The following is a 17,810-nucleotide window of genomic DNA, read 5'->3' on the forward strand; positions in this document are numbered from 1 at the left end:
GGCTCGCCCGCGATGACCACGCGCGGCTTCGGCGTGAAGGAAGCGGAGATCGTCGGTAACCTGATCGCCGATGTGCTGGAAAGCCCGGAAGATGCGGGCAACCTCGAACGCGTGCGCGCGCAGGTCGCCGAATTGACGAAGCGTTTCCCCGTGTACGGCTGATTCAGATCGGCTCAAGTGTTCGCAACGGGCTCCGCTGTCATCGTGCAGCGGAGCCCGTTTTCGCTTGACATCGATATCCGGCTTATTGGAAACTAAGTCCATTATGCTAGATACCGTAAAACCCGCTTCCGACGAAACCGGCAGCGACATCAATCAGCGCATCGCCGATCGCGTGCGCGAGTTGCGCGCCGCGCGCGGCTACACGCTCGACGCGCTCGCGGCCCGCTGCGGCGTGAGCCGCTCGATGATTTCGATGATCGAACGCGGCGCCGCCAGCCCTACGGCCGTCGTGCTGGACAAGCTCGCCGCCGGTCTCGGCGTGTCGCTCGCGAGCATCTTCGGCGGCGAGCAGGAAGGCGCGCCGGCTGAACCGCTCGCGCGGCGCAAGCAGCAACTGAAATGGCGCGATCCGGAATCCGGCTACACGCGCCGCAATCTTTCCCCGCCGGGCTGGCCGTCGCCGTTCCAACTGGTCGAAGTGGATTTTCCGCCCGGCGCGCGCGTCGCCTATGAACGCGGCGGCCGCGAATCGACCATGCATCAGCAAGTCTGGGTGATGAGCGGACGCATCGACATCGTGATCGGCGAGGAGCTTCATGCGCTCCAGCAAGGCGATTGCCTCGCGATGCGGCTGGACCGACCGCTCATCTTCAGCAACCCGGCTTCGAAGGCGGCGCGCTATATCCTCGTGATCGGCGACGCGCCCGCAAACTGATTCATCCTCAGCCTGAACGGATACCGAATGAACACCACCGCACCGCACGACGACGTGCGCCTGATCGACTGCAACGAAGCCGACCACGCGCTCGCCATTCTCGACATTCTGAACGAAGCCATCGTCAATTCGACCGCGCTGTACGACTACAAGCCGCGCCCCGTCGAAGCCATGACGACATGGTTCGCGACGAAGCGCGCGGGCGGCTTTCCGGTCGTGGGCGCGTTCGATGCATCGGGCAAGCTGATGGGCTTCGCGAGCTGGGGCACGTTCCGCGCCTTCCCCGCGTTCAAGTACACGGTTGAGCACAGCGTCTACGTGCATCGCGATTGCCGCGGGCTCGGGCTGGGCGAGCGGCTGTTGCGCGAACTGATCCGTCGCGCGAAGGAAGCGCAGGTGCATGTGCTCGTCGGTTGCGTGGACGCGTCGAATGCGGGGAGCATCCGCCTGCATACGCGTCTGGGCTTCACGCACTCGGGAACGATCGCGGAAGCCGGATTCAAGTTCGGTCGATGGCTGGACGCGGCGTTCTATCAGCTCAATCTTGAGACACCCGCGCAACCGGTGGACGGCTGACGCATAACATGAAGTAATGGAACCCGGAAAATAAAGCGCGTTGACGGTGTTTTTGCGCGCTCCAATACTGCGCTCATTGCAAACGCACTTTCGAGCGCCATGAACTCCGTCGACAGAATCTTCGCTCCTTCATGCGATCTCGCCGATCGCCTCGCCGATGTCGCCACCTGGGAACACGGCGGACGGCTCTGGCCGAGCGGCGCGCAGCAGACGCTGACGTGCTGCCGCGTCATCGACGAAACGCACGACGTCAGGAGCTTCGAATTCCGCACGGAAGACGGCTTGCCCGTGCGGTTCGAGCCGGGTCAGTTCATGACCGTGTCGGCGAGCGTGCAGGGACAATCGGTCGAGCGCTGCTACACGATCTCATCCGCGCCGACGCGCCCGTTTCTATTGTCAATCACGGTCAAGCGCGTTCCGGGCGGGACCGTGTCGAACTGGCTGCACGACACCATGAAGCCCGGCAGCACGTTGCGCGCGTATGGACCCTCGGGCGTCTTCACGCCGACGGCCGCGCCCGCGCCGAAATCGCTGTACCTGTCCGCCGGTTCCGGCGTCACGCCGCTGATGTCGATGACGCGCGCGAGCATCGATCTCGGTCTGGATCGCGACATCGTCTTCATTCATAGCGCGCGCACGCCTGCCGACATCGTGTTTCGCGAAGAACTCGCGCGGCTCGCGAAGCTCTCGCCTCGCCTGCGCGTGTTTTTCGTGTGCGAGGGCATCGGCGACGAAGCGAACTGGAATGGACCTACGGGCCGTCTCAGTCTTTCGTTGCTGTCGCAGTGGGCGCCGGATTATCTGGAACGCGAGGTCTTCACCTGCGGTCCCGCCGGATACATGAGCGCGGTGCGCGCGCTGCTTCGCGAGGGCGGCCACGATCCGGCGCGCTATCACCAGGAAAGCTTCGATATCGGCGCGGGCGTCGCACCGGAGCCAGAAGCCGCGCCCGCCGCGCCGGACACTTTCACCGTCAGGCTCTCGCGCTCGTCGAAGTCGTTCACGATGAACGCATCGCAGACCGTGCTGTCGGCGGCGAAGAAGGCGGGCGTCGCCATCGCGTCGTCGTGCAGTCAGGGCGTGTGCGGCACGTGCAAGACCCGCGTGCTGGAAGGCACCGTCGATATGAAGCACAACGGCGGCATCCGCGACAGGGAAGTGCAGAAGGGATTGCGCCTGCTCTGTTGCAGCCGTCCGACTTCGGACCTCGTGCTGGAACTGTGAGGAGACACGCAGCGTGATCGAATCCGAAGTCAAGACGCAAACCTTGAGCGACGTGAGGACATACCGCCTCGCACGCGTGCAGGCGCAGTTGCAGCGGCATCGATGCCCCGCGATTTTGCTGTACGACCCGGTCAACATCCGCTACGCGACGGACACGTCGAACATGCAGATATGGACGGCGCGCAATCCGTCGCGCTACATCATGGTGTTCGCCGATGGCCGCATCGTCGCGTGGGAGTTTCATCGTTGCGAGCATGTGTGGCAGGGGCTGGATCTGGACGTCGAATTGCGTAGCGCGGTGAGCTGGATCTACTTCAATGCGGGCGATCAAACCGAAAGCCGCGCCAATCTCTGGGCCAACGAAATTCTCGACGCGTTCCGCACTCATGCGCGCGGCGAAAGCCGGCTGGCGGTCGACCGGCTCGATCCCATCGGCACGGCGCTGCTCGTTAAAAGCGGACTCACGCTGCTCGACGGTCAGGCAATGATGGAAGACGCCCGCGCGATCAAGTCGGCGGGCGAGCTCGTGCTGATCGGCGAATCGCTGCGCGCCTGCGAGAAGGGCATCGAGCGCATGCGTCGCGAGCTTCGGCCCGGCATGACGGAGCAGGCGCTGTGGGCGAACCTTCACTTCGAGAACATCCGTCACGGCGGCGAGTGGATCGAAACGCGGCTGCTCGCTTCCGGCGACCGCACCAATCCGTGGATGCACGAATGCTCGTCGCGCGTGCTGCAAGAGGGCGAACTGCTCGCCTTCGATACCGACATGGTCGGACCGCACGGCTACTGCTCGGATATCTCGCGCACGTGGATCGTGGGCGACGCGCGGCCATCGGACGAACAACGCAGGCTGTACGAACTCGCCTGGTCGCAAGTCCACTTCAACATGGATATCTTGCGTCCCGGCATGACGTTTCGCGAGTACAGCGAGAAAGCGTGGAAAATTCCCGAGCCGTACCTGAAGAACCGGTATAGCTGCGTGGCGCATGGCATCGGCATGGTCGATGAACATCCGTCCATCGCGCATCAGGTGGATTGGGACAGCGCGGGCTACGACGGCCGCTTCGAAACCGGCATGACGCTGTGCGTGGAAAGTTATATCGGCGCGGAAGGCGGAAGTCAGGGCGTGAAGCTCGAGCAGCAGATCGTGCTCACGGAGCACGGCTGCGTGCCGCTCACGACATGCGCCTTCGAAACCGACTGGCTGTGACGAAGGATCATCCGATGAACCATCGTCTGGAGAACGTGGCGGCCTTCATCGCCATTGCACAGAGGCTGTTTCAGTCGGAGAAGCTGCCGGCGGGCGGACGCGAGGTCGCCGCGCGCGTGTTCGAGCGGCTGCGCACGCCATCCGACGACGGCGCACGTCACGCCACGCGCTATCCCGCGTGCGAGCGGCTCGACGCCACACTCGCGCCTTTCATGAACGACGACACCGACTTCGGCGCCGCCGCGCGCGCGATCAAATCGCTCGAACCCGATCTCGGATGGTCGCGCCGTTCGTCGGGCGTGAACGGCAGCGACGGTTACATCGACGCGCACGTGCACGGCATGATCTGCGGTCCCGGCGGCGCGGAAAGCCGCTACGACGTGCAACTGGGCTTCTCGCTGATGCTGCCGCACACGCGCTATCCCGACCACAGCCATCCGCCGGAGGAAGCCTACGTGCTCTTCACGCCCGGCGAATTCCGGCAGAACGGCGGCGAATGGATAGATCCGGGCATCGGCGGCGGCATTCACAACGTTCGCAACCATCCGCACGCGATGCGATCGGGTTCTGTGCCGTTTCTCGCGATATGGGCGTTGTTGACGAGAGCGGGCGATTAGCGACCCGGCGTCAACACCACCCTGAACCGCGCCTTCCCGCTCATCATCCGCTCATACGCCTCCGCTGCGCGCGACAGCGGATATTCCTCGATCATCGGCTTCACGCCCGACAGCGCGCTGAACGCGAGCGTTTCCTGCGAATCCGCCGCCGTGCCGGACGGCCAGCCCTGCACCGAATTGCGGCCCATGATGAACTGCGTGATCGGCACCTCGACCGGCTCCTCCGATATCCCCACCATGATGAGCTTGCCGTTGAGCCCGAGCCCGCCGATGGCCGCGTTCATCGCCTTGCCGCTCGCGGCCGTCGCCAGAATGACGCGCGCGCCGCCGAGCGCCTTCAGGGCATCGGCGACGTCTTGCGATTCGCTGTCGATATAGTGATGCGCGCCGAGCTGCTTCGCGAGCGGCTCCTTGTCCTTGCCTCGCGCGATGGCCGCCGTGACGAAGCCCATCTTGCGCGCGAACTGCACGCCCAGATGGCCGAGCCCGCCGATGCCGAGAATCGCGACCACGTCGCCCGCGCGCGCGCCGCTGTTGCGCAGCGCATTGAAGGTGGTGATGCCCGCGCAAAGGAGCGGCGCGGCATCGACGTCGGAGAGATCGTCGGGCATGCGCGCGAGCGCTTCCTGCGGCGCGACCATGTAGTCCGCATAGCCGCCGTCGTAGCTGATGCCCGGCACGAGCGCGCGCTGGCAAAGCACGAAGTCGCCGTGACGGCAATGCTCGCAATGGCCGCAATGCCCGCCGTGCCAGCCCACGCCGATGCGCTGCCCCTTTTCCCATCCTTCCACGCCCGCGCCGAGCTTTTCGATCACGCCCGCGATCTCGTGGCCCGGCACGCGCGGAAACTGAAGGCCGGGCCATAGTCCTTCGACGGTGAGGGTATCGCTATGACAGATTCCGCAGGCCTGCACCTTGATCAACACATGTCCGTCGGGCGGCTCGGGCACATCGCGCTCGACGAGTTCCAGCGGACCGTTCGCTTTCGCTACCTGCACTGCCTGCATCGTTGGCATCGCTTGCTCCTTGTCATGGGAGAAACACGCGCGGCGCGGCTGGCGCGCCGCAATCGGATGACACGGCCCGGCAAAATCGCAATCCCGACCGTATCGTGGAGGAACGTCGGAGATTGCGATTGTGACAGGTCTCGGGCAGATGCATCGGCTGCGCGACCGGTTACCGCGTCGCGCCGGGCGCCACCTGCGCGCCGTTCTGTCTGCGCCGATAAACCGTATCCCGCGACGCAAGCCAGTAATACACCGGCGACGTCAGCAGCAAACCGACGACCCACGACAAATCCGCGCCGTCGAGATACTTCGGCACCGGTCCCGCGTACATCGGCGTATTCATGAACGGGATCTGCACCGCTATGCCGATCGCATAAGCAATCAACGCTTGCGGATTGAAACGCCCGTAAATGCCGCCGTCCACCTGAAAGATCGATTGAATGTCGTACTTGCCTTTGTGGATCACATAGAAGTCGATGAGATTGATCGCGGTCCACGGCACCAGCACGACGAGCAACGCGAGAACGAGATCGACGAGATTCGCGACGAAGTTCGTCGACGCACCGATCGCGAAGTAGCAGCATGCGACGAGTATCACGACCGACAGCACCGCGCGCGCCTTCGCCGTCGGAATCCAGCGATACGTGAAGGTTTGCAGCGACGTGATCGTCGCGAGCACCGCGCCGTAGAGATTCAGCGCGTTATGGCTGATCACGCTCAACAGGAACAACACGAGCATCGGCAGGCCGAGCGGTCCGGTGGCGAGCTTCACGGCGTCCATCGCATCGGCGCCGGGCGGCACGGCCAGCACCGCGACCGCGCCGAAAACGAAGGCGAGCGTGGAGCCGATCGTGCAGCCGAGATACGTCGCCCAGAACGTCGATGCGACGCGCACGTTCGCCGGCAAATAGCGCGAATAGTCGGAGACGTAGGGCGCGAATGCGATCTGCCACAGTGCGGATAGCGAAACCGTCGCGAGCCAGCCGGCGAAGTTGAAGCCGCCGCGCGTGAGGAAGTCGTCCGTCGAAACATGCGTGAGGATGTAGCCGAATCCCACGCAAATGCCGATGCCGAGCACCCATGTCCCGATGCGGTTCAGGATGTGAATGAAGCGATATCCGATGATGCCGATCAACCCCGACCCCAGCGCACCGATCACGATGCCCACGGGCACCGACACCGACGACTCGATGCCATGCAGCGATTTCCCCGCCAGCACGATATTCGACGCGAAGAAGCCCACGTACATCACGCCCGCGATGACGGTCACGAGCAGCGCGCCCCACGAGCCGAACTGCGCGCGGCTCTGGATCATCTGCGGGATGCCCATTTGCGGCCCTTGCGCCGAATGCAGCGCCATCAGCACGCCGCCGACCGCCTGACCGACGATGATCGCGACGATGCCCCACAAAAGATTCAGATGAAAGATCTGCACGCCGAGCGCGCCGGTCACGATCGGCAAGGGCGCGATATTTCCGCCGAACCACAGGGTGAAGAGATCGCGCACCTTGCCGTGACGATCCTCGGGCGGCACATAGCCGATGGTGTGCTTCTCGATCAACGGAGAAGCGTTGCGTTGCGCGGTAGTCAAAGTCGTCTCCTTAATGCGCGCGGCAAAGCGATGCCCTGACGCGCGAGGCGCCGGAATCGCTCGAAGCGCTTGAATAATCAGGCTGTGGTCGAGAGATGGTCCGCGAGCCGTATCAGCATCGCGTCGCAATCGCGGAGTTGTTCGATCGTCACGTACTCGTCGGGCTTGTGTCCCTGATCCATGCTTCCGGGACCGCATACGACAGTCGGAATGCCGGCTCGATCGAAAAGCCCGCCTTCGGTGCCGAACGCCACCGTGCCGAAGTCCGCCGAACCGCTCAGCAGCGCGAGCAGACGCGCCGCTTCGCTGTCGGGCGGCGTCGCCAGTCCGGGATACGCGGAGAGCGGTTCGAGCGTGATGTCGGTATCGGGCTTCACGGCGCGCATCTTCGGCAGCAGTTCGGCTTGCGCGTACATGTGCAAATCGTCGGCGACGACGCTGGCGTCGAAGCCCGGCAGCGCGCGCACTTCGAAATCGAACTCGCATTCCGCCGGCACGATGTTGAGCGCACGGCCACCTTTGATCGTGCCCGTTTGCACCGTGGAATACGGCGGATCGAAACGCTCGTCGTGATGCTCGGGCTGCGCGAGCTTCTCGCCGATCTCTTCCAGACGATTGATGAGACGCGCCGCATACTGGATCGCATTGACGCCATACGGCGCGTAAGCCGAATGACACGGCGCGCCCTTCACCTGACAACGCATCGCGAGCTTGCCCTTGTGCCCGAGCACCGGCTTCATCGACGTCGGCTCGCCGATCAGGCACAGCACCGGTTTATGCGCGCGTTTCTCCAGTTGCGCGAGCATCGGCCGCACGCCGAGGCATCCGACTTCCTCGTCGTATGAAAAGGCCAGATGCACGGGCAATCTCAGTTCACGCTGCAGCAACATCGGCACGGCGGCCAGCACCGATGCGAGAAAGCCCTTCATGTCGGCCGCGCCGCGACCATACAGCCGTCCATCTTTCTCGGTGAGGCGGAAGGCATCGACGGTCCACGGCTGGCCATCGACGGGCACGACATCCGTATGACCCGACAGCACGATGCCGCCGCGATCGCGCGGTCCGATCGTCGCGAACAGGTTCGCCTTCGTGCGCTCCGCGTTGTAGAACAACTCGCTTTCGACATCGAGTTGCGCGAGGTAATCACGAATGAATTCGATCAACTCGAGATTCGAATCGCGGCTGACCGTCGCGAAGCCGATCAGCCGTTCGAGCAGATCGCGGCTCGTCAGGTCACTCATCGCCGGGCACTCCGTAGCTCGGCGCGGCGGTCGGATTCAATGCGCGGGTCACGTAGTCCTGCATCTGCGGTCTGTACGCGTGCCAGAGCGCATTCAGCTTGCCGATGGGATCATCGTCCGCCCAGTCCACGCGCAGATCGACGAGCGGCCAGCTCTGTTCGCCCGCTATTTTCAGCGCCGCCGAATGCACCGGGCCCGCTTCGCCGCCCGCAGCGATCGCGGCATGCATCGCCGCGAGGAGCCGGTCCGCAAGGTGGCCGGAAGCGTTCTCGAACGCGGGAATCATCGCCTCGATCACGTGGATGCCCGCGAGCATGTTGCCCGCCGCCACGCACTGCCTGCCCGAGACCGCGTGATACGTGCCGAGCGCCTGCTTGCCGCTGAAAAACGCGGTGCGGCCTTGCGCATCGACCACCGTCACTTGCCGATACTCGCTCCATTCGTTCGCGGCCAGCGCACGCTCGAGCGCTGCGGCGGGATCGAGATGCGCGCCTTCCATGTGATCGAGAATCTGCGAGCCGAGCGCGGGCAGCGTCACGTTCTGCGTCGCGACGGCGCCGACGCCCGCGCGCACCCACGGACAACGCGCGCCCACCGCGATGCTCGATGAACTGATCGCGATGCCAAGCTGCCCGGTCTCTTGACATCGTCCGACGATTGAGAATGTCATGTGCCCTCCGTTATGCGTTCGGCGGCGTCCATCCGTCCGGAATGACGGCGATCACGTCGATCTCCATCAGCCATTCGGGCTGACCGAGCGCGACGACGGTGAGGCCCGTCGAAATCGGAAACACGCCCTTCAGCCATTTGCCGACTTCGCGATACACCGGCTCGCGAAAGCGCACGTCGGTGAGATACGTCGTCGTCTTGACGACGTGCGAAAGATCGCTGCCCGCTTCTTCGAGCAATTGCTTCACGTTTTTCATCGCCTGCTCGGCCTGCGCGCGCGGATCGCCGAGACCGACGAGAGTGCCGTCGAAGTCCGTGCCGATCTGGCCGCGCACATAGACGGTATTGCCCGCGCGCACGGCTTGGCAAAGATCGTTGTCGAGCGACTGATTCGGATACGTATCCTTCGTGTTGAACATGCGGATACGGGTATGCGTGGGTTGGCTCATCGAATGCACCTTGATACGGGAATATTTGAAATCAGTTGACGCCCATCTCGCTGACCTTGTGGACGCGCGATTCGTCCGGTGCGGGCTCGACGGTTTCGACGCGCTTCTCTTCTTCGTGATGTTGCGGCGCGTCGTAATACGCGAGGTATTTACGCTGCGTGACGATGTGATCGGCGATATGTTTCGCGTCGTGCCACACGCCCCAGATGAACGCAGAGCCGCGGCGCGACAGCCACGGCAAGCCGACGAAATAGATGCCCGGCTCCTTCGCGACGCCGCGCTGATGTTTCGGCTTGCCTTTGTCGTCGAATGCATCGACTTGCAGCCACGTGAAATCGACGGCATAACCTGTCGCCCAGATGATCGACGTCACGCCTTCCTTCGCCAGATCGAGTTCGCATAGCGGATGCGTCATGCAGTCCGGATCGGCGGGAATGATGCGGGCTTCGGGCTCTTCCGGAAGATCGAGGCCGTTGCGTTGCGCGTAGGCATCGGCGGCATCGAGCAGCGACAGATAGTTCTCGTCGCCGCGCCGGATGTTGTCCGCGAGATCGGCTTCGAACGTGACGCGGGTATCGTCGAATGATTTGGTCAGGCCGACGAGCGTGATGCCCTGATGCGCGAGACGCCTGAAGTCCACCGTATGACCGCCGCGCGCGCCGCTCACGGCGATCGTCACGTGCTCGCGGCCGGGCTTCATCACTTCGGCGTCCCATTCGCCGAGTACGCCGAGCCACCAGCAGAAGTCGCGTCCGCGATATCCGCGCGGCGGACGATCATGCGCACCGACCGACAGATATACGCGACGCCCCGCGCGCTGCAATTCATCGGCGATCTGCACGCCCGACGATCCCGCGCCCACGACCAGCACGCCGCCTTCGGGCAATTGCTGCGGATTGCGATAGCCGGCGGAATGAATCTGCGTGAGCGCTGCGCTCTTCGGCGCGATCGGCGGAATCACGGGACGCTGGAACGGGCCCGTCGCAACGACAACGCGATTTGCTTCGATAATTCCTTCAGACGTATCGACGGTAAAGCCCGGACGTCCCGCATTGCGCACGACCTTCTTCACTTCGACGCCGGTGCGAATGGGCGCATCGAACTTCCTTGCGTATTCGACGAAGTAATCCGCGACCTGCTCTTTCGATGCGAAAGCGTTCGGATCGAAATTCGCGAACTCCAGATTAGGGAAACGATCGTGCCATGCGGGGCCGTTGGCGACGAGCGAATCCCATCGGCCCGTGCGCCAGCGCTCGGCGATGCGATCGCGCTCCAGCACGAGATGCGGCACACCGAGCTTGCTCAGATGCTCGCTTATCGCGACGCCGGCCTGGCCCGCGCCGACCACGAGCGTGTCGATTGATTTCCTTTCCACTGTCATGGCTATGTCCTTCCGAAAGGCCGTTGTATTCGTGATGTCTTCGTGAAAATCTACGCGCGCTATCGAAATCTGAAAAATATATTTAAAAAATGCATAGCATCGGAATAAGCTATGCAATGAATTTTGAGCGCTTCACAATGCGGCCTTTCGAGTGAGCTCTGGAGCATCGTCGATGGAAGTTCATCCACTGCGCTATTCGCTGCGGCAGTTGCGCTACTTCGTCGTCACGGCCGAAGCGTTGTCGTTCACCGCAGCGGCGAAAAAACTGCATATTTCGCAGCCGTCGATATCGACTGCGCTCGCGGATCTCGAAGAATCGTTCGGCGTGCAACTATTCATACGCCGTCACGCGAGCGGTCTGTCGCTCACGCAGGCGGGGCGCGATTTGCTCGGGCAAGCGCGCAATCTGCTGAAGATCGCGGAAGAGCTGCAAATGGCCGCGAAGGAAATGGATGGCGGCATGACGGGCTCCATCGCACTCGGTTGCCTCGTTTCGCTCGCGCCGCCGTTGATGCCGGGGCTCATCAGCCACTTCACGGCCGGGCACGCGGGCATTTCGTTCCGCACGGTCGAAGCGCATCAGGACGGCTTGCTGCGCGGACTGCATGACGGCTCGCTCGATATCGCGCTCACCTATAGCCTGGACCTGACCGAAGATATCGCATTCACGCCGCTGATTTCCTTGCCGCCTTACGTGATCCTGCCGAAGACGCATCGGCTTGCCCGCGCGCGCAAGGTATCGCTCGCCGATCTGCTGCCGGAGCCTTACGTGATGCTGGATTTGCCGCATAGCCGCGAGTATTTCGCCGCGCTCTTCGATGCGGTCGGCAGCCGTCCCGTGCCCGCGTTTCGTTCATCGCAGCCGGAAGTCGTGCGCGGCATGGTGGCGAACGGTCTCGGCTATAGCATCCTCAATTTTCCGCTTAAATCGAATCGCACGGTGGACGGCGAAGACTTCGTGATTAAGCGCTTCAAGGACAACGTCAACGCGACAACGCTCGGCATCGCGCAATCGCGCACGATGCGCCCGAGGCAGGTCGTGCATCGCTTCTCGTCCTTTTGCGAAACCTATATCCGCCGCTTGCATATCGATATCTGACACACGCGCTGCATAGGTAAAAGCTTTGCTTTGTATCCGAAAACAATATTTTGGCTGGCAATTTGGCTTGATAGATTGATGTCCATGTCGTGCGCAACGCCTCGAAACCTCGCGTTGACGCGCTTCCACGGGGGAGGAACATGGAGAGCCTCATGACAAGGACGATCGCGGTGCAAACGCTCATCGACCAGTTGCGGTCGAATTGCGAACGACCATTCAGCGATGCGCGCGCCATGCCGCCCGGTGTCTATACATCGCCCGAATTTCTGGCTCTGGAAGAGCGTGAAATCTTCGCGCGCGAATGGCAATGTGTCGGCCGCGCGAGCGCGCTGAAAGAGCCCGGCGACTATCTGACGGCGCAGATCGGCGCGCAGCCGATCGTGGTGTTGCGCGACGAACAGATGCAGCTCAAGGCGATGTCGAACGTGTGCCTGCATCGCATGTCGGTGCTGCTCGAAGGGCGCGGCAACAAGCGCCGTATCGTGTGTCCGTATCACGCGTGGAGTTATGGGCTCGACGGCGAATTGAAGGGCGCGCCGCTGATGGACCGGCAAGAAGGCTTCTGCAAGGAAAGCTATAAGTTGCCCGCCGTGCGCTGTGAAGAATGGCAAGGCTGGATCTACGTGACGCTCGATGAAAGCGCGCCGCCCGTTCAAAAGCAACTGGCCGAATTGAGCGAATTGATCGGCGCGTACGGCATGACGGACTACATCGAAACTTTCTATGAAGAGCACGTGTGGGATACGAACTGGAAGATCCTCGCCGAGAACTTCATGGAAAGCTATCACTTGCCGATGCTGCATCGCGCAACCGTAGGGCCGCATTCCCGGCTCGAAGAAATGGAATGTCCGCCAGGTTATCCCGCCTTCAATTATCACTGGATCACGAAGGAAGCGAGTTTGCCGATCGGCAATGCGCATCCGGACAACACGCGCTTATCGGGTCACTGGCGCAAGACGACCGCGCTGCTCGCGATTTATCCGACGCATCTCGTCACGCTCACGCCCGGCTATTTCTGGTATCTCGTGTTGCAACCGCGCGGCGTCGGGCGAGTGCATATCCGCTTCGGCGGTGGGCTCGCGCCTGAATTCATCGCCGATCCGGAAGCGAACGCGCACATGACGACGTTGAAGAAGCTGCTCGACGAAGTGAACGCCGAAGACAGGCGCGGCGTGGAAGCCGTATTTCGCGGCGTGCATGCGCCGCTCGCGAAGCCCGGCAATCTGAGTCATCTCGAACGGCCCAATTACGACTTCGCGCGCTACATCGCGGCGAAGCTCGCACAGCACTGAAAGACAGGACGCGATCACGATGTCAGACCCTTCCTTCATCTCCTTCTCGGGCGTGAGCAAATCGTACGACGGCGCGCACTATGTCGTGGAAGACCTGAACCTCGACGTGCGCAAGGGAGAGTTTCTTTCGCTGCTCGGACCGTCTGGCTCGGGCAAGACGACCACGTTGATGATGCTTGCAGGCTTCGAATCGCCGACGCAAGGCGAGATCAGACTCGATGGCCGGCGTCTCGACGACAAGCCGCCGCATCAGCGCGATATCGGCATGGTGTTTCAGAACTACGCGCTCTTTCCGCATCTCACGATTGCGGAGAATGTCGCGTTTCCGCTTTCCGTGCGGCGCGTGAGCCGCGCCGAGCAGAAGGCGCGCGTCAAACGCGCGCTGGAGATGATCGAGTTGCCGCATCTCGCGAACCGTCGTCCCTCGCAGCTTTCCGGCGGCCAGCAGCAGCGCGTCGCGCTCGCACGCGCACTCGTGTTCGAACCGAGCGTCGTGCTGATGGACGAACCGCTCGGCGCACTCGACAAACGCCTGCGCGAAACGATGCAATATGAAATCATGCGCCTGCATCGCGAGCTCTCGCTGACGATCGTCTACGTGACGCACGATCAGGCCGAAGCGCTGACGATGTCCGACCGCGTCGCCGTGTTCTCCGATGGCCGCATCCAGCAAGCCGCCACGCCAAGCGAACTCTACGAGAACGCGCAGAACGCGTTCGTCGCGAACTTCGTCGGCGAGAACAACGGACTCACGGGACGCGTCGTCAGTGCGAACGACGAATGGGCGACGCTCGCGCTGTCGGACGGCAGCGTGATTCGCGGGCGCTGCGAACACGGCCTGCGCGCCGGCGACGAAGCGATGCTCGCGCTGCGTCCCGAACGCGCGCATATTCCGGGCGCCGAAGGCGTGCAGCCCGACGAGCACAGCAATGTCGTGCGCGCCTGCGTCGAAGAACTCGTGTATTGCGGCGATCATCATCGCGTGCATCTTAAGCTCGGCTCGCGCGATTCCATCGTCGTGAAAGTGCCCAACACGCAGCGTCATGCGTTGCCTTGCGCGGGCAGCACGATTGATATTGCATGGCGTCACGACGACTGCAAGATTCTCGCGATGATGGCGCCGAAGAGCGCACCCGCGATTGCCCCGGCCACACCGCCCTCACCTTCCCTCATCACGACCGCACCCGCAGGAGCCAACTGACATGCGCACTCATATCAAAGCACAATGCGCCGCACTCGCAGTAGTTGCGTTTGCAACTATCCCGACACACGCGGCGGAAACGCTGTCCGTCGTGACCTTCGGCGGCGCATACGAAGCCGCTGCGAAGAAAGCCTGGTTCGATCCGTTCACGCAGGCGACGGGCGTGAACTTCTCGACCGAATCGTACGACGGCGGCCTCGCCAAGCTCTCCGCGATGGAGCAGGCGAAGAACACGACGTGGGATCTGATCGACCTCGAAACCAACGACGCGATCACCGCATGCGATGAAGGCCTGCTGCAGAAGTTCGACAAGAAGTCGCTCGGCAAGACAAGCGATTTCATCCCCGGCTCGATCAGCGATTGCGCGGTCGCGAGCATGGTCTGGTCCACCGTCTATGCCTACGACGCGAGCAAGCTGAAGACCGCGCCGAGCACCGTCAACGATTTCTTCGACTTGCAGAAATTCCCCGGCAAACGCGGCCTGCGCAAGTCGCCGAAGGTGTCGATGGAATGGGCGCTGATCGCCGACGGCGTCGCACCGAAGGACGTGTACAAGGTGCTCGGCACGCCGGCGGGCGTCGATCGCGCTTTCAAGAAGCTCGACACGATCAAGAAGAACATCGTGTGGTGGGAATCGGGCGCGCAGGCGCCGCAACTGCTTGCGGATGGCGCGGTCGTGATGGTGCAGGCCTATAACGGCCGTATCGACGATGCCGCGAAGAAGGACAACAAGCCGTTCAAGGCGGTCTGGGATGCGCAGGTCTACGACTTCGAATGGTGGGCCATCCCGACGGGCGCGAAGCATGCCGACACGGCCGCGAAGTTCATCGTGTCGCAGGCGCAGCCGAAGGCATCGGCGGATCTGTCGAAGTACATCGCGTATGCGCCGCCGCGGAAGGACGCCGTTGCGCTCGTCGACAAGCAGCGTCTTGCCGACATGCCGACCGCGCCGGACAACTTCAAGCGCGCGGTGCAGATCAATGCGAACTTCTGGGCCGATAACGCCGATCAGATCAACAAGCGCTTTCAGGTTTGGCTGACGCAGTAAGCGCATTCGAGGACAAACATGCCTGCATCGATTCACGCGGCCGCCACCGGTTCTCCGACGAGAGCCGATGGCCGCGCCTCGTTTCAAAGAACGCAGCGCCGCGCATCGGTGCAGGCTTTGTTGCTTGCATTGCCGCTGATCGTGTTTCTGCTGTCGACGTTCATCGCACCGATCGCGCTGCTGCTTGCGCGCAGTGTCGAGAACAAGGAAGTGCCGGGCAGCATGCCCGCGCTGACTCGCGCGCTCGAAGCATGGGACGGGCGCGGCGTGCCCGATGAACATACGTTCGCGCTGCTCGCCGCCGGCCTCAAAGACGCGCAGCAGAGCGGACAACTCGGCACTGTCGCGCGCAGGCTCAACTTCGCGCAGCCCGAGTTTCGCAGCTTGCTGATGCGCACCGCACGCAGCGTCCGCGACGAGACGCCGCCCGCATGGAAGCCCGTGTTGATCGAGATGGACGAGCGCTGGAATGCCCCTGAAACATGGCGTCTTTTGAAACGCGCCGCCACATCGCCGACGCCCGACTACCTGCTCGCCGCCGTCGATGCGCAAGTGACGCCGCAAGGCAACGTCGCATTCGTGGCGGATAACGCGTCGGTGTATCGGCAGGCGTTTCTTCGCACGATATCGATCAGCGCGTCGGTCACGCTGCTGTGCCTCGTGCTCGGCTATCCGGTCGCGTGGCTGCTCGCCAATCTGCCGGCGCAAAGCAGCAACCGCCTGATGCTCTTCGTGATCGTGCCGTTCTGGACGTCGCTGCTCGTGCGCACGACGGCGTGGTACGTGCTGCTGCAACCGGGCGGCGTCATCAACGGTCTCTTGATGGGCCTCGGCCTCGCGACGCATCCGGTGCCGCTCATCTTCAATCGCACGGGCGTGTTGATCGGCATGACGCACGTTCTTTTGCCGTACATGATTCTCGCGATCTATTCGGTGATGAAAGGTGTATCGCCTGTCTACGTGCGCGCGGCGCAATCGCTCGGCGCGCATCCGTTCACCGCGTTCGTGCGCGTCTATATTCCGCAGACGCTGCCGGGCGTGGGCGCGGGTTGCTTCCTCGTCTTCGTGCTCGCGCTCGGTTACTACATCACGCCTGCGCTGCTCGGTGGCGCGGGCGATGAGATGATCAGTCAACTCATCGCGCTGCAAACGAATACGCAACTCAATTGGGGACTCGCGGGTGCGCTGTCGGCGTATCTCGTGATCTTCACGGCGATCTTCTATTTCCTGTTCAACCGCATCGTCGGCATCGACCGGTTGCGCTTCGGTTGAGGAGTCTTGTTTCCATGACAGAGCCACGCAACAGGGTGCTGACCGAATGCATCGCATCGCGCTGGGTGCGCGTGCATACGGCGATCGTGCTGTTCTTTCTCGTCGCGCCGATTCTCGCGATCATCCCGCTCTCATTCAATTCGGGATCCTATTTTTCTTATCCGTTGCAGGGCTTTTCGCTGCGCTGGTACGAGCAGGCGCTGACGAGCCCCGACTGGCAGCGGTCGCTGTTGAACAGCATCGGCATCGGCGCGGCATCGACGTTGATCGCCACGTGTCTCGGCACGCTCGCGGCGCTCGGTCTCTCGCGCTCGCAGTTTCCATTGCGCTCGATCATCATGCCGATCATCATCTCGCCGATGATCGTGCCGATCGTCGTCGTCGCGGCGGGCTTCTATCTGATCTTCGCGCCGCTCGGGCTCGTGAACTCGTATCCCGGCGTGATCTTCGCGCACGCGGCGCTCGGCACACCCTTCGTCGTGATCACGGTGACGGCTTCATTGCTGTCGTTCGATCAGAGTCTCTTGCGCGCGGCATCCGGTCTCGGCGCGACGCCGTGGATCGCGTTTCGCCGCGTGACCTTGCCGCTTATCACGCCCGCCGTCGCTACGGGCAGCGTGTTCGCCTTCGCGACCTCGTTCGATGAAGTGATCGTGATTCTGTTTATCGGCGGGCCGGATCAGCGCACTGTGCCGCGTCAGATGTGGAGCGGTATTCGCGATTCGATCGATCCGTCGATTCTCGCGGTCGCGACGATGTTGATCGTGTTTGCCGTTTTGCTTTTTGCGAGCATCAATTGGCTGCGGGGGCGGGCGGCTGCGGCCAGCCGTGGGCTCGTTTGATTCGCCGGATCCCGATTTCGTGTCGGTTTATTGGTGTTGCCCCTGTGCGGGGCGGCAGTCACTTTCTTTGCTGCTGCAAAGAAAGTAACCAAAGAAACAGCTATCCCCATCCAAAGTGCTTCATGCCGGCCGCGGCACAGGCGATTGGCTGAATGGAACCCAGAGTAGCGAATGCCCTCGCAAGCCGAATCGGGCTTGGATCGCGCACGATCTG

17 protein-coding genes and 1 pseudogene are annotated in these 17,810 nt (G+C 62.7%); 12 read left to right on the top strand and 6 right to left on the bottom strand.

From position 1 onward, the window contains the following. From glyA to NOV72_RS19450, 6 genes and pseudogenes are all read left to right on the top strand, one after another. Positions 1-162: pseudogene (gene glyA, locus NOV72_RS19425) on the top strand (serine hydroxymethyltransferase); the annotation flags it as partial. Between the two features lie 103 nt (positions 163-265). Next, the gene (locus NOV72_RS19430) at positions 266-877 is read left to right on the top strand and encodes a helix-turn-helix domain-containing protein (RefSeq protein WP_106856216.1); all 612 of its coding nucleotides are present in this window, start codon (positions 266-268) and stop codon (positions 875-877) included. A 27-nt stretch (positions 878-904) separates the two neighbouring features. After that, positions 905-1,453 (top strand): GNAT family N-acetyltransferase, encoded by a 549-nt coding sequence (locus NOV72_RS19435; RefSeq protein ID WP_106856217.1) that lies wholly within the window; start codon positions 905-907, stop codon positions 1,451-1,453. Positions 1,454-1,552: 99 nt separating this feature from the next. After that, a complete protein-coding gene (locus NOV72_RS19440; RefSeq protein ID WP_106856218.1) occupies positions 1,553-2,677 on the top strand; it encodes an FAD-binding oxidoreductase in 1,125 nt (374 codons plus the stop codon). A 13-nt stretch (positions 2,678-2,690) separates the two neighbouring features. Then, a complete protein-coding gene (locus tag NOV72_RS19445) occupies positions 2,691-3,887 on the top strand; it encodes a M24 family metallopeptidase (RefSeq protein ID WP_106856219.1) in 1,197 nt (398 codons plus the stop codon). Positions 3,888-3,901: 14 nt separating this feature from the next. After that, positions 3,902-4,504: a dimethylsulfoniopropionate lyase gene (locus tag NOV72_RS19450; RefSeq protein WP_106856344.1), complete on the top strand. Its 603-nt coding sequence runs from the start codon at positions 3,902-3,904 to the stop codon at positions 4,502-4,504. Here NOV72_RS19450 and NOV72_RS19455 read toward each other — a convergent pair. From NOV72_RS19455 to NOV72_RS19480, 6 genes are all read right to left on the bottom strand, one after another. Beyond that, entirely contained in the window at positions 4,501-5,520 is a 1,020-nt protein-coding gene (locus NOV72_RS19455) for an alcohol dehydrogenase (protein WP_106856220.1), read from the bottom strand. The two genes, NOV72_RS19450 and NOV72_RS19455, sit on opposite strands and share 4 nt — an antisense overlap. Before the next feature lie 160 nt (positions 5,521-5,680). After that, a complete protein-coding gene (locus NOV72_RS19460) occupies positions 5,681-7,102 on the bottom strand; it encodes a purine-cytosine permease family protein (protein WP_181291118.1) in 1,422 nt (473 codons plus the stop codon). A 77-nt stretch (positions 7,103-7,179) separates the two neighbouring features. After that, positions 7,180-8,343, bottom strand: a complete 1,164-nt coding sequence (gene argE / locus NOV72_RS19465; protein WP_106856221.1) for an acetylornithine deacetylase — start codon at positions 8,341-8,343, stop codon at positions 7,180-7,182. Continuing rightward, complete coding sequence (locus tag NOV72_RS19470; RefSeq protein WP_106856222.1) at positions 8,336-9,013, bottom strand: DUF1028 domain-containing protein; 678 nt, start codon at positions 9,011-9,013, stop codon at positions 8,336-8,338. The genes argE and NOV72_RS19470 overlap by 8 nt, the downstream gene beginning before the upstream one ends. A gap of 10 nt (positions 9,014-9,023) precedes the next feature. After that, entirely contained in the window at positions 9,024-9,461 is a 438-nt protein-coding gene (locus NOV72_RS19475) for a RidA family protein (protein WP_106856223.1), read from the bottom strand. Between the two features lie 31 nt (positions 9,462-9,492). Continuing rightward, on the bottom strand, positions 9,493-10,842 hold the full coding sequence (locus tag NOV72_RS19480; protein ID WP_106856224.1) for a flavin-containing monooxygenase: 1,350 nt from the start codon (positions 10,840-10,842) through the stop codon (positions 9,493-9,495). A gap of 172 nt (positions 10,843-11,014) precedes the next feature. Here NOV72_RS19480 and NOV72_RS19485 point away from each other — a divergent pair, with 172 nt between their 5' ends. From NOV72_RS19485 to NOV72_RS19510, 6 genes are all read left to right on the top strand, one after another. Then, positions 11,015-11,941, top strand: coding sequence for a LysR family transcriptional regulator (locus NOV72_RS19485; RefSeq protein ID WP_106856225.1), 927 nt, complete (start codon positions 11,015-11,017; stop codon positions 11,939-11,941). 152 nt (positions 11,942-12,093) lie between these two features. Continuing rightward, positions 12,094-13,233, top strand: a complete 1,140-nt coding sequence (locus tag NOV72_RS19490; protein ID WP_106856346.1) for an aromatic ring-hydroxylating oxygenase subunit alpha — start codon at positions 12,094-12,096, stop codon at positions 13,231-13,233. Positions 13,234-13,252: 19 nt separating this feature from the next. Next, positions 13,253-14,434: an ABC transporter ATP-binding protein gene (locus NOV72_RS19495; RefSeq protein WP_106856226.1), complete on the top strand. Its 1,182-nt coding sequence runs from the start codon at positions 13,253-13,255 to the stop codon at positions 14,432-14,434. A gap of 1 nt (position 14,435) precedes the next feature. Then, on the top strand, positions 14,436-15,482 hold the full coding sequence (locus NOV72_RS19500; protein WP_106856227.1) for an ABC transporter substrate-binding protein: 1,047 nt from the start codon (positions 14,436-14,438) through the stop codon (positions 15,480-15,482). 18 nt (positions 15,483-15,500) lie between these two features. Then, the gene (locus NOV72_RS19505; RefSeq protein ID WP_106856228.1) at positions 15,501-16,754 is read left to right on the top strand and encodes an ABC transporter permease; all 1,254 of its coding nucleotides are present in this window, start codon (positions 15,501-15,503) and stop codon (positions 16,752-16,754) included. A 14-nt stretch (positions 16,755-16,768) separates the two neighbouring features. Further along, complete coding sequence (locus NOV72_RS19510) at positions 16,769-17,596, top strand: ABC transporter permease (RefSeq protein ID WP_106856229.1); 828 nt, start codon at positions 16,769-16,771, stop codon at positions 17,594-17,596. Positions 17,597-17,810: the final 214 nt, after the last annotated feature.

The organism is Caballeronia novacaledonica (genome assembly GCF_900258035.1).
GTDB classification, from domain to species: Bacteria; Pseudomonadota; Gammaproteobacteria; order Burkholderiales; family Burkholderiaceae; genus Caballeronia; species Caballeronia novacaledonica.

Bases quoted from the DNA above. Each gene is read 5' to 3' on its own strand.
- NOV72_RS19430 (WP_106856216.1), top strand. From the start codon at position 266: ATGCTAGATACCGTAAAACCCGCTTCCGACGAAACCGGCAGCGACATC.
- NOV72_RS19435 (WP_106856217.1), top strand. From the start codon at position 905: ATGAACACCACCGCACCGCACGACGACGTGCGCCTGATCGACTGCAAC.
- NOV72_RS19440 (WP_106856218.1), top strand. From the start codon at position 1,553: ATGAACTCCGTCGACAGAATCTTCGCTCCTTCATGCGATCTCGCCGAT.
- NOV72_RS19450 (WP_106856344.1), top strand. From the start codon at position 3,902: ATGAACCATCGTCTGGAGAACGTGGCGGCCTTCATCGCCATTGCACAG.
- NOV72_RS19455 (WP_106856220.1), bottom strand. From the start codon at position 5,520: ATGCCAACGATGCAGGCAGTGCAGGTAGCGAAAGCGAACGGTCCGCTG.
- argE (WP_106856221.1), bottom strand. From the start codon at position 8,343: ATGAGTGACCTGACGAGCCGCGATCTGCTCGAACGGCTGATCGGCTTC.
- NOV72_RS19470 (WP_106856222.1), bottom strand. From the start codon at position 9,013: ATGACATTCTCAATCGTCGGACGATGTCAAGAGACCGGGCAGCTTGGC.
- NOV72_RS19475 (WP_106856223.1), bottom strand. From the start codon at position 9,461: ATGAGCCAACCCACGCATACCCGTATCCGCATGTTCAACACGAAGGAT.
- NOV72_RS19480 (WP_106856224.1), bottom strand. From the start codon at position 10,842: ATGACAGTGGAAAGGAAATCAATCGACACGCTCGTGGTCGGCGCGGGC.
- NOV72_RS19485 (WP_106856225.1), top strand. From the start codon at position 11,015: ATGGAAGTTCATCCACTGCGCTATTCGCTGCGGCAGTTGCGCTACTTC.
- NOV72_RS19490 (WP_106856346.1), top strand. From the start codon at position 12,094: ATGACAAGGACGATCGCGGTGCAAACGCTCATCGACCAGTTGCGGTCG.
- NOV72_RS19495 (WP_106856226.1), top strand. From the start codon at position 13,253: ATGTCAGACCCTTCCTTCATCTCCTTCTCGGGCGTGAGCAAATCGTAC.
- NOV72_RS19500 (WP_106856227.1), top strand. From the start codon at position 14,436: ATGCGCACTCATATCAAAGCACAATGCGCCGCACTCGCAGTAGTTGCG.
- NOV72_RS19505 (WP_106856228.1), top strand. From the start codon at position 15,501: ATGCCTGCATCGATTCACGCGGCCGCCACCGGTTCTCCGACGAGAGCC.
- NOV72_RS19510 (WP_106856229.1), top strand. From the start codon at position 16,769: ATGACAGAGCCACGCAACAGGGTGCTGACCGAATGCATCGCATCGCGC.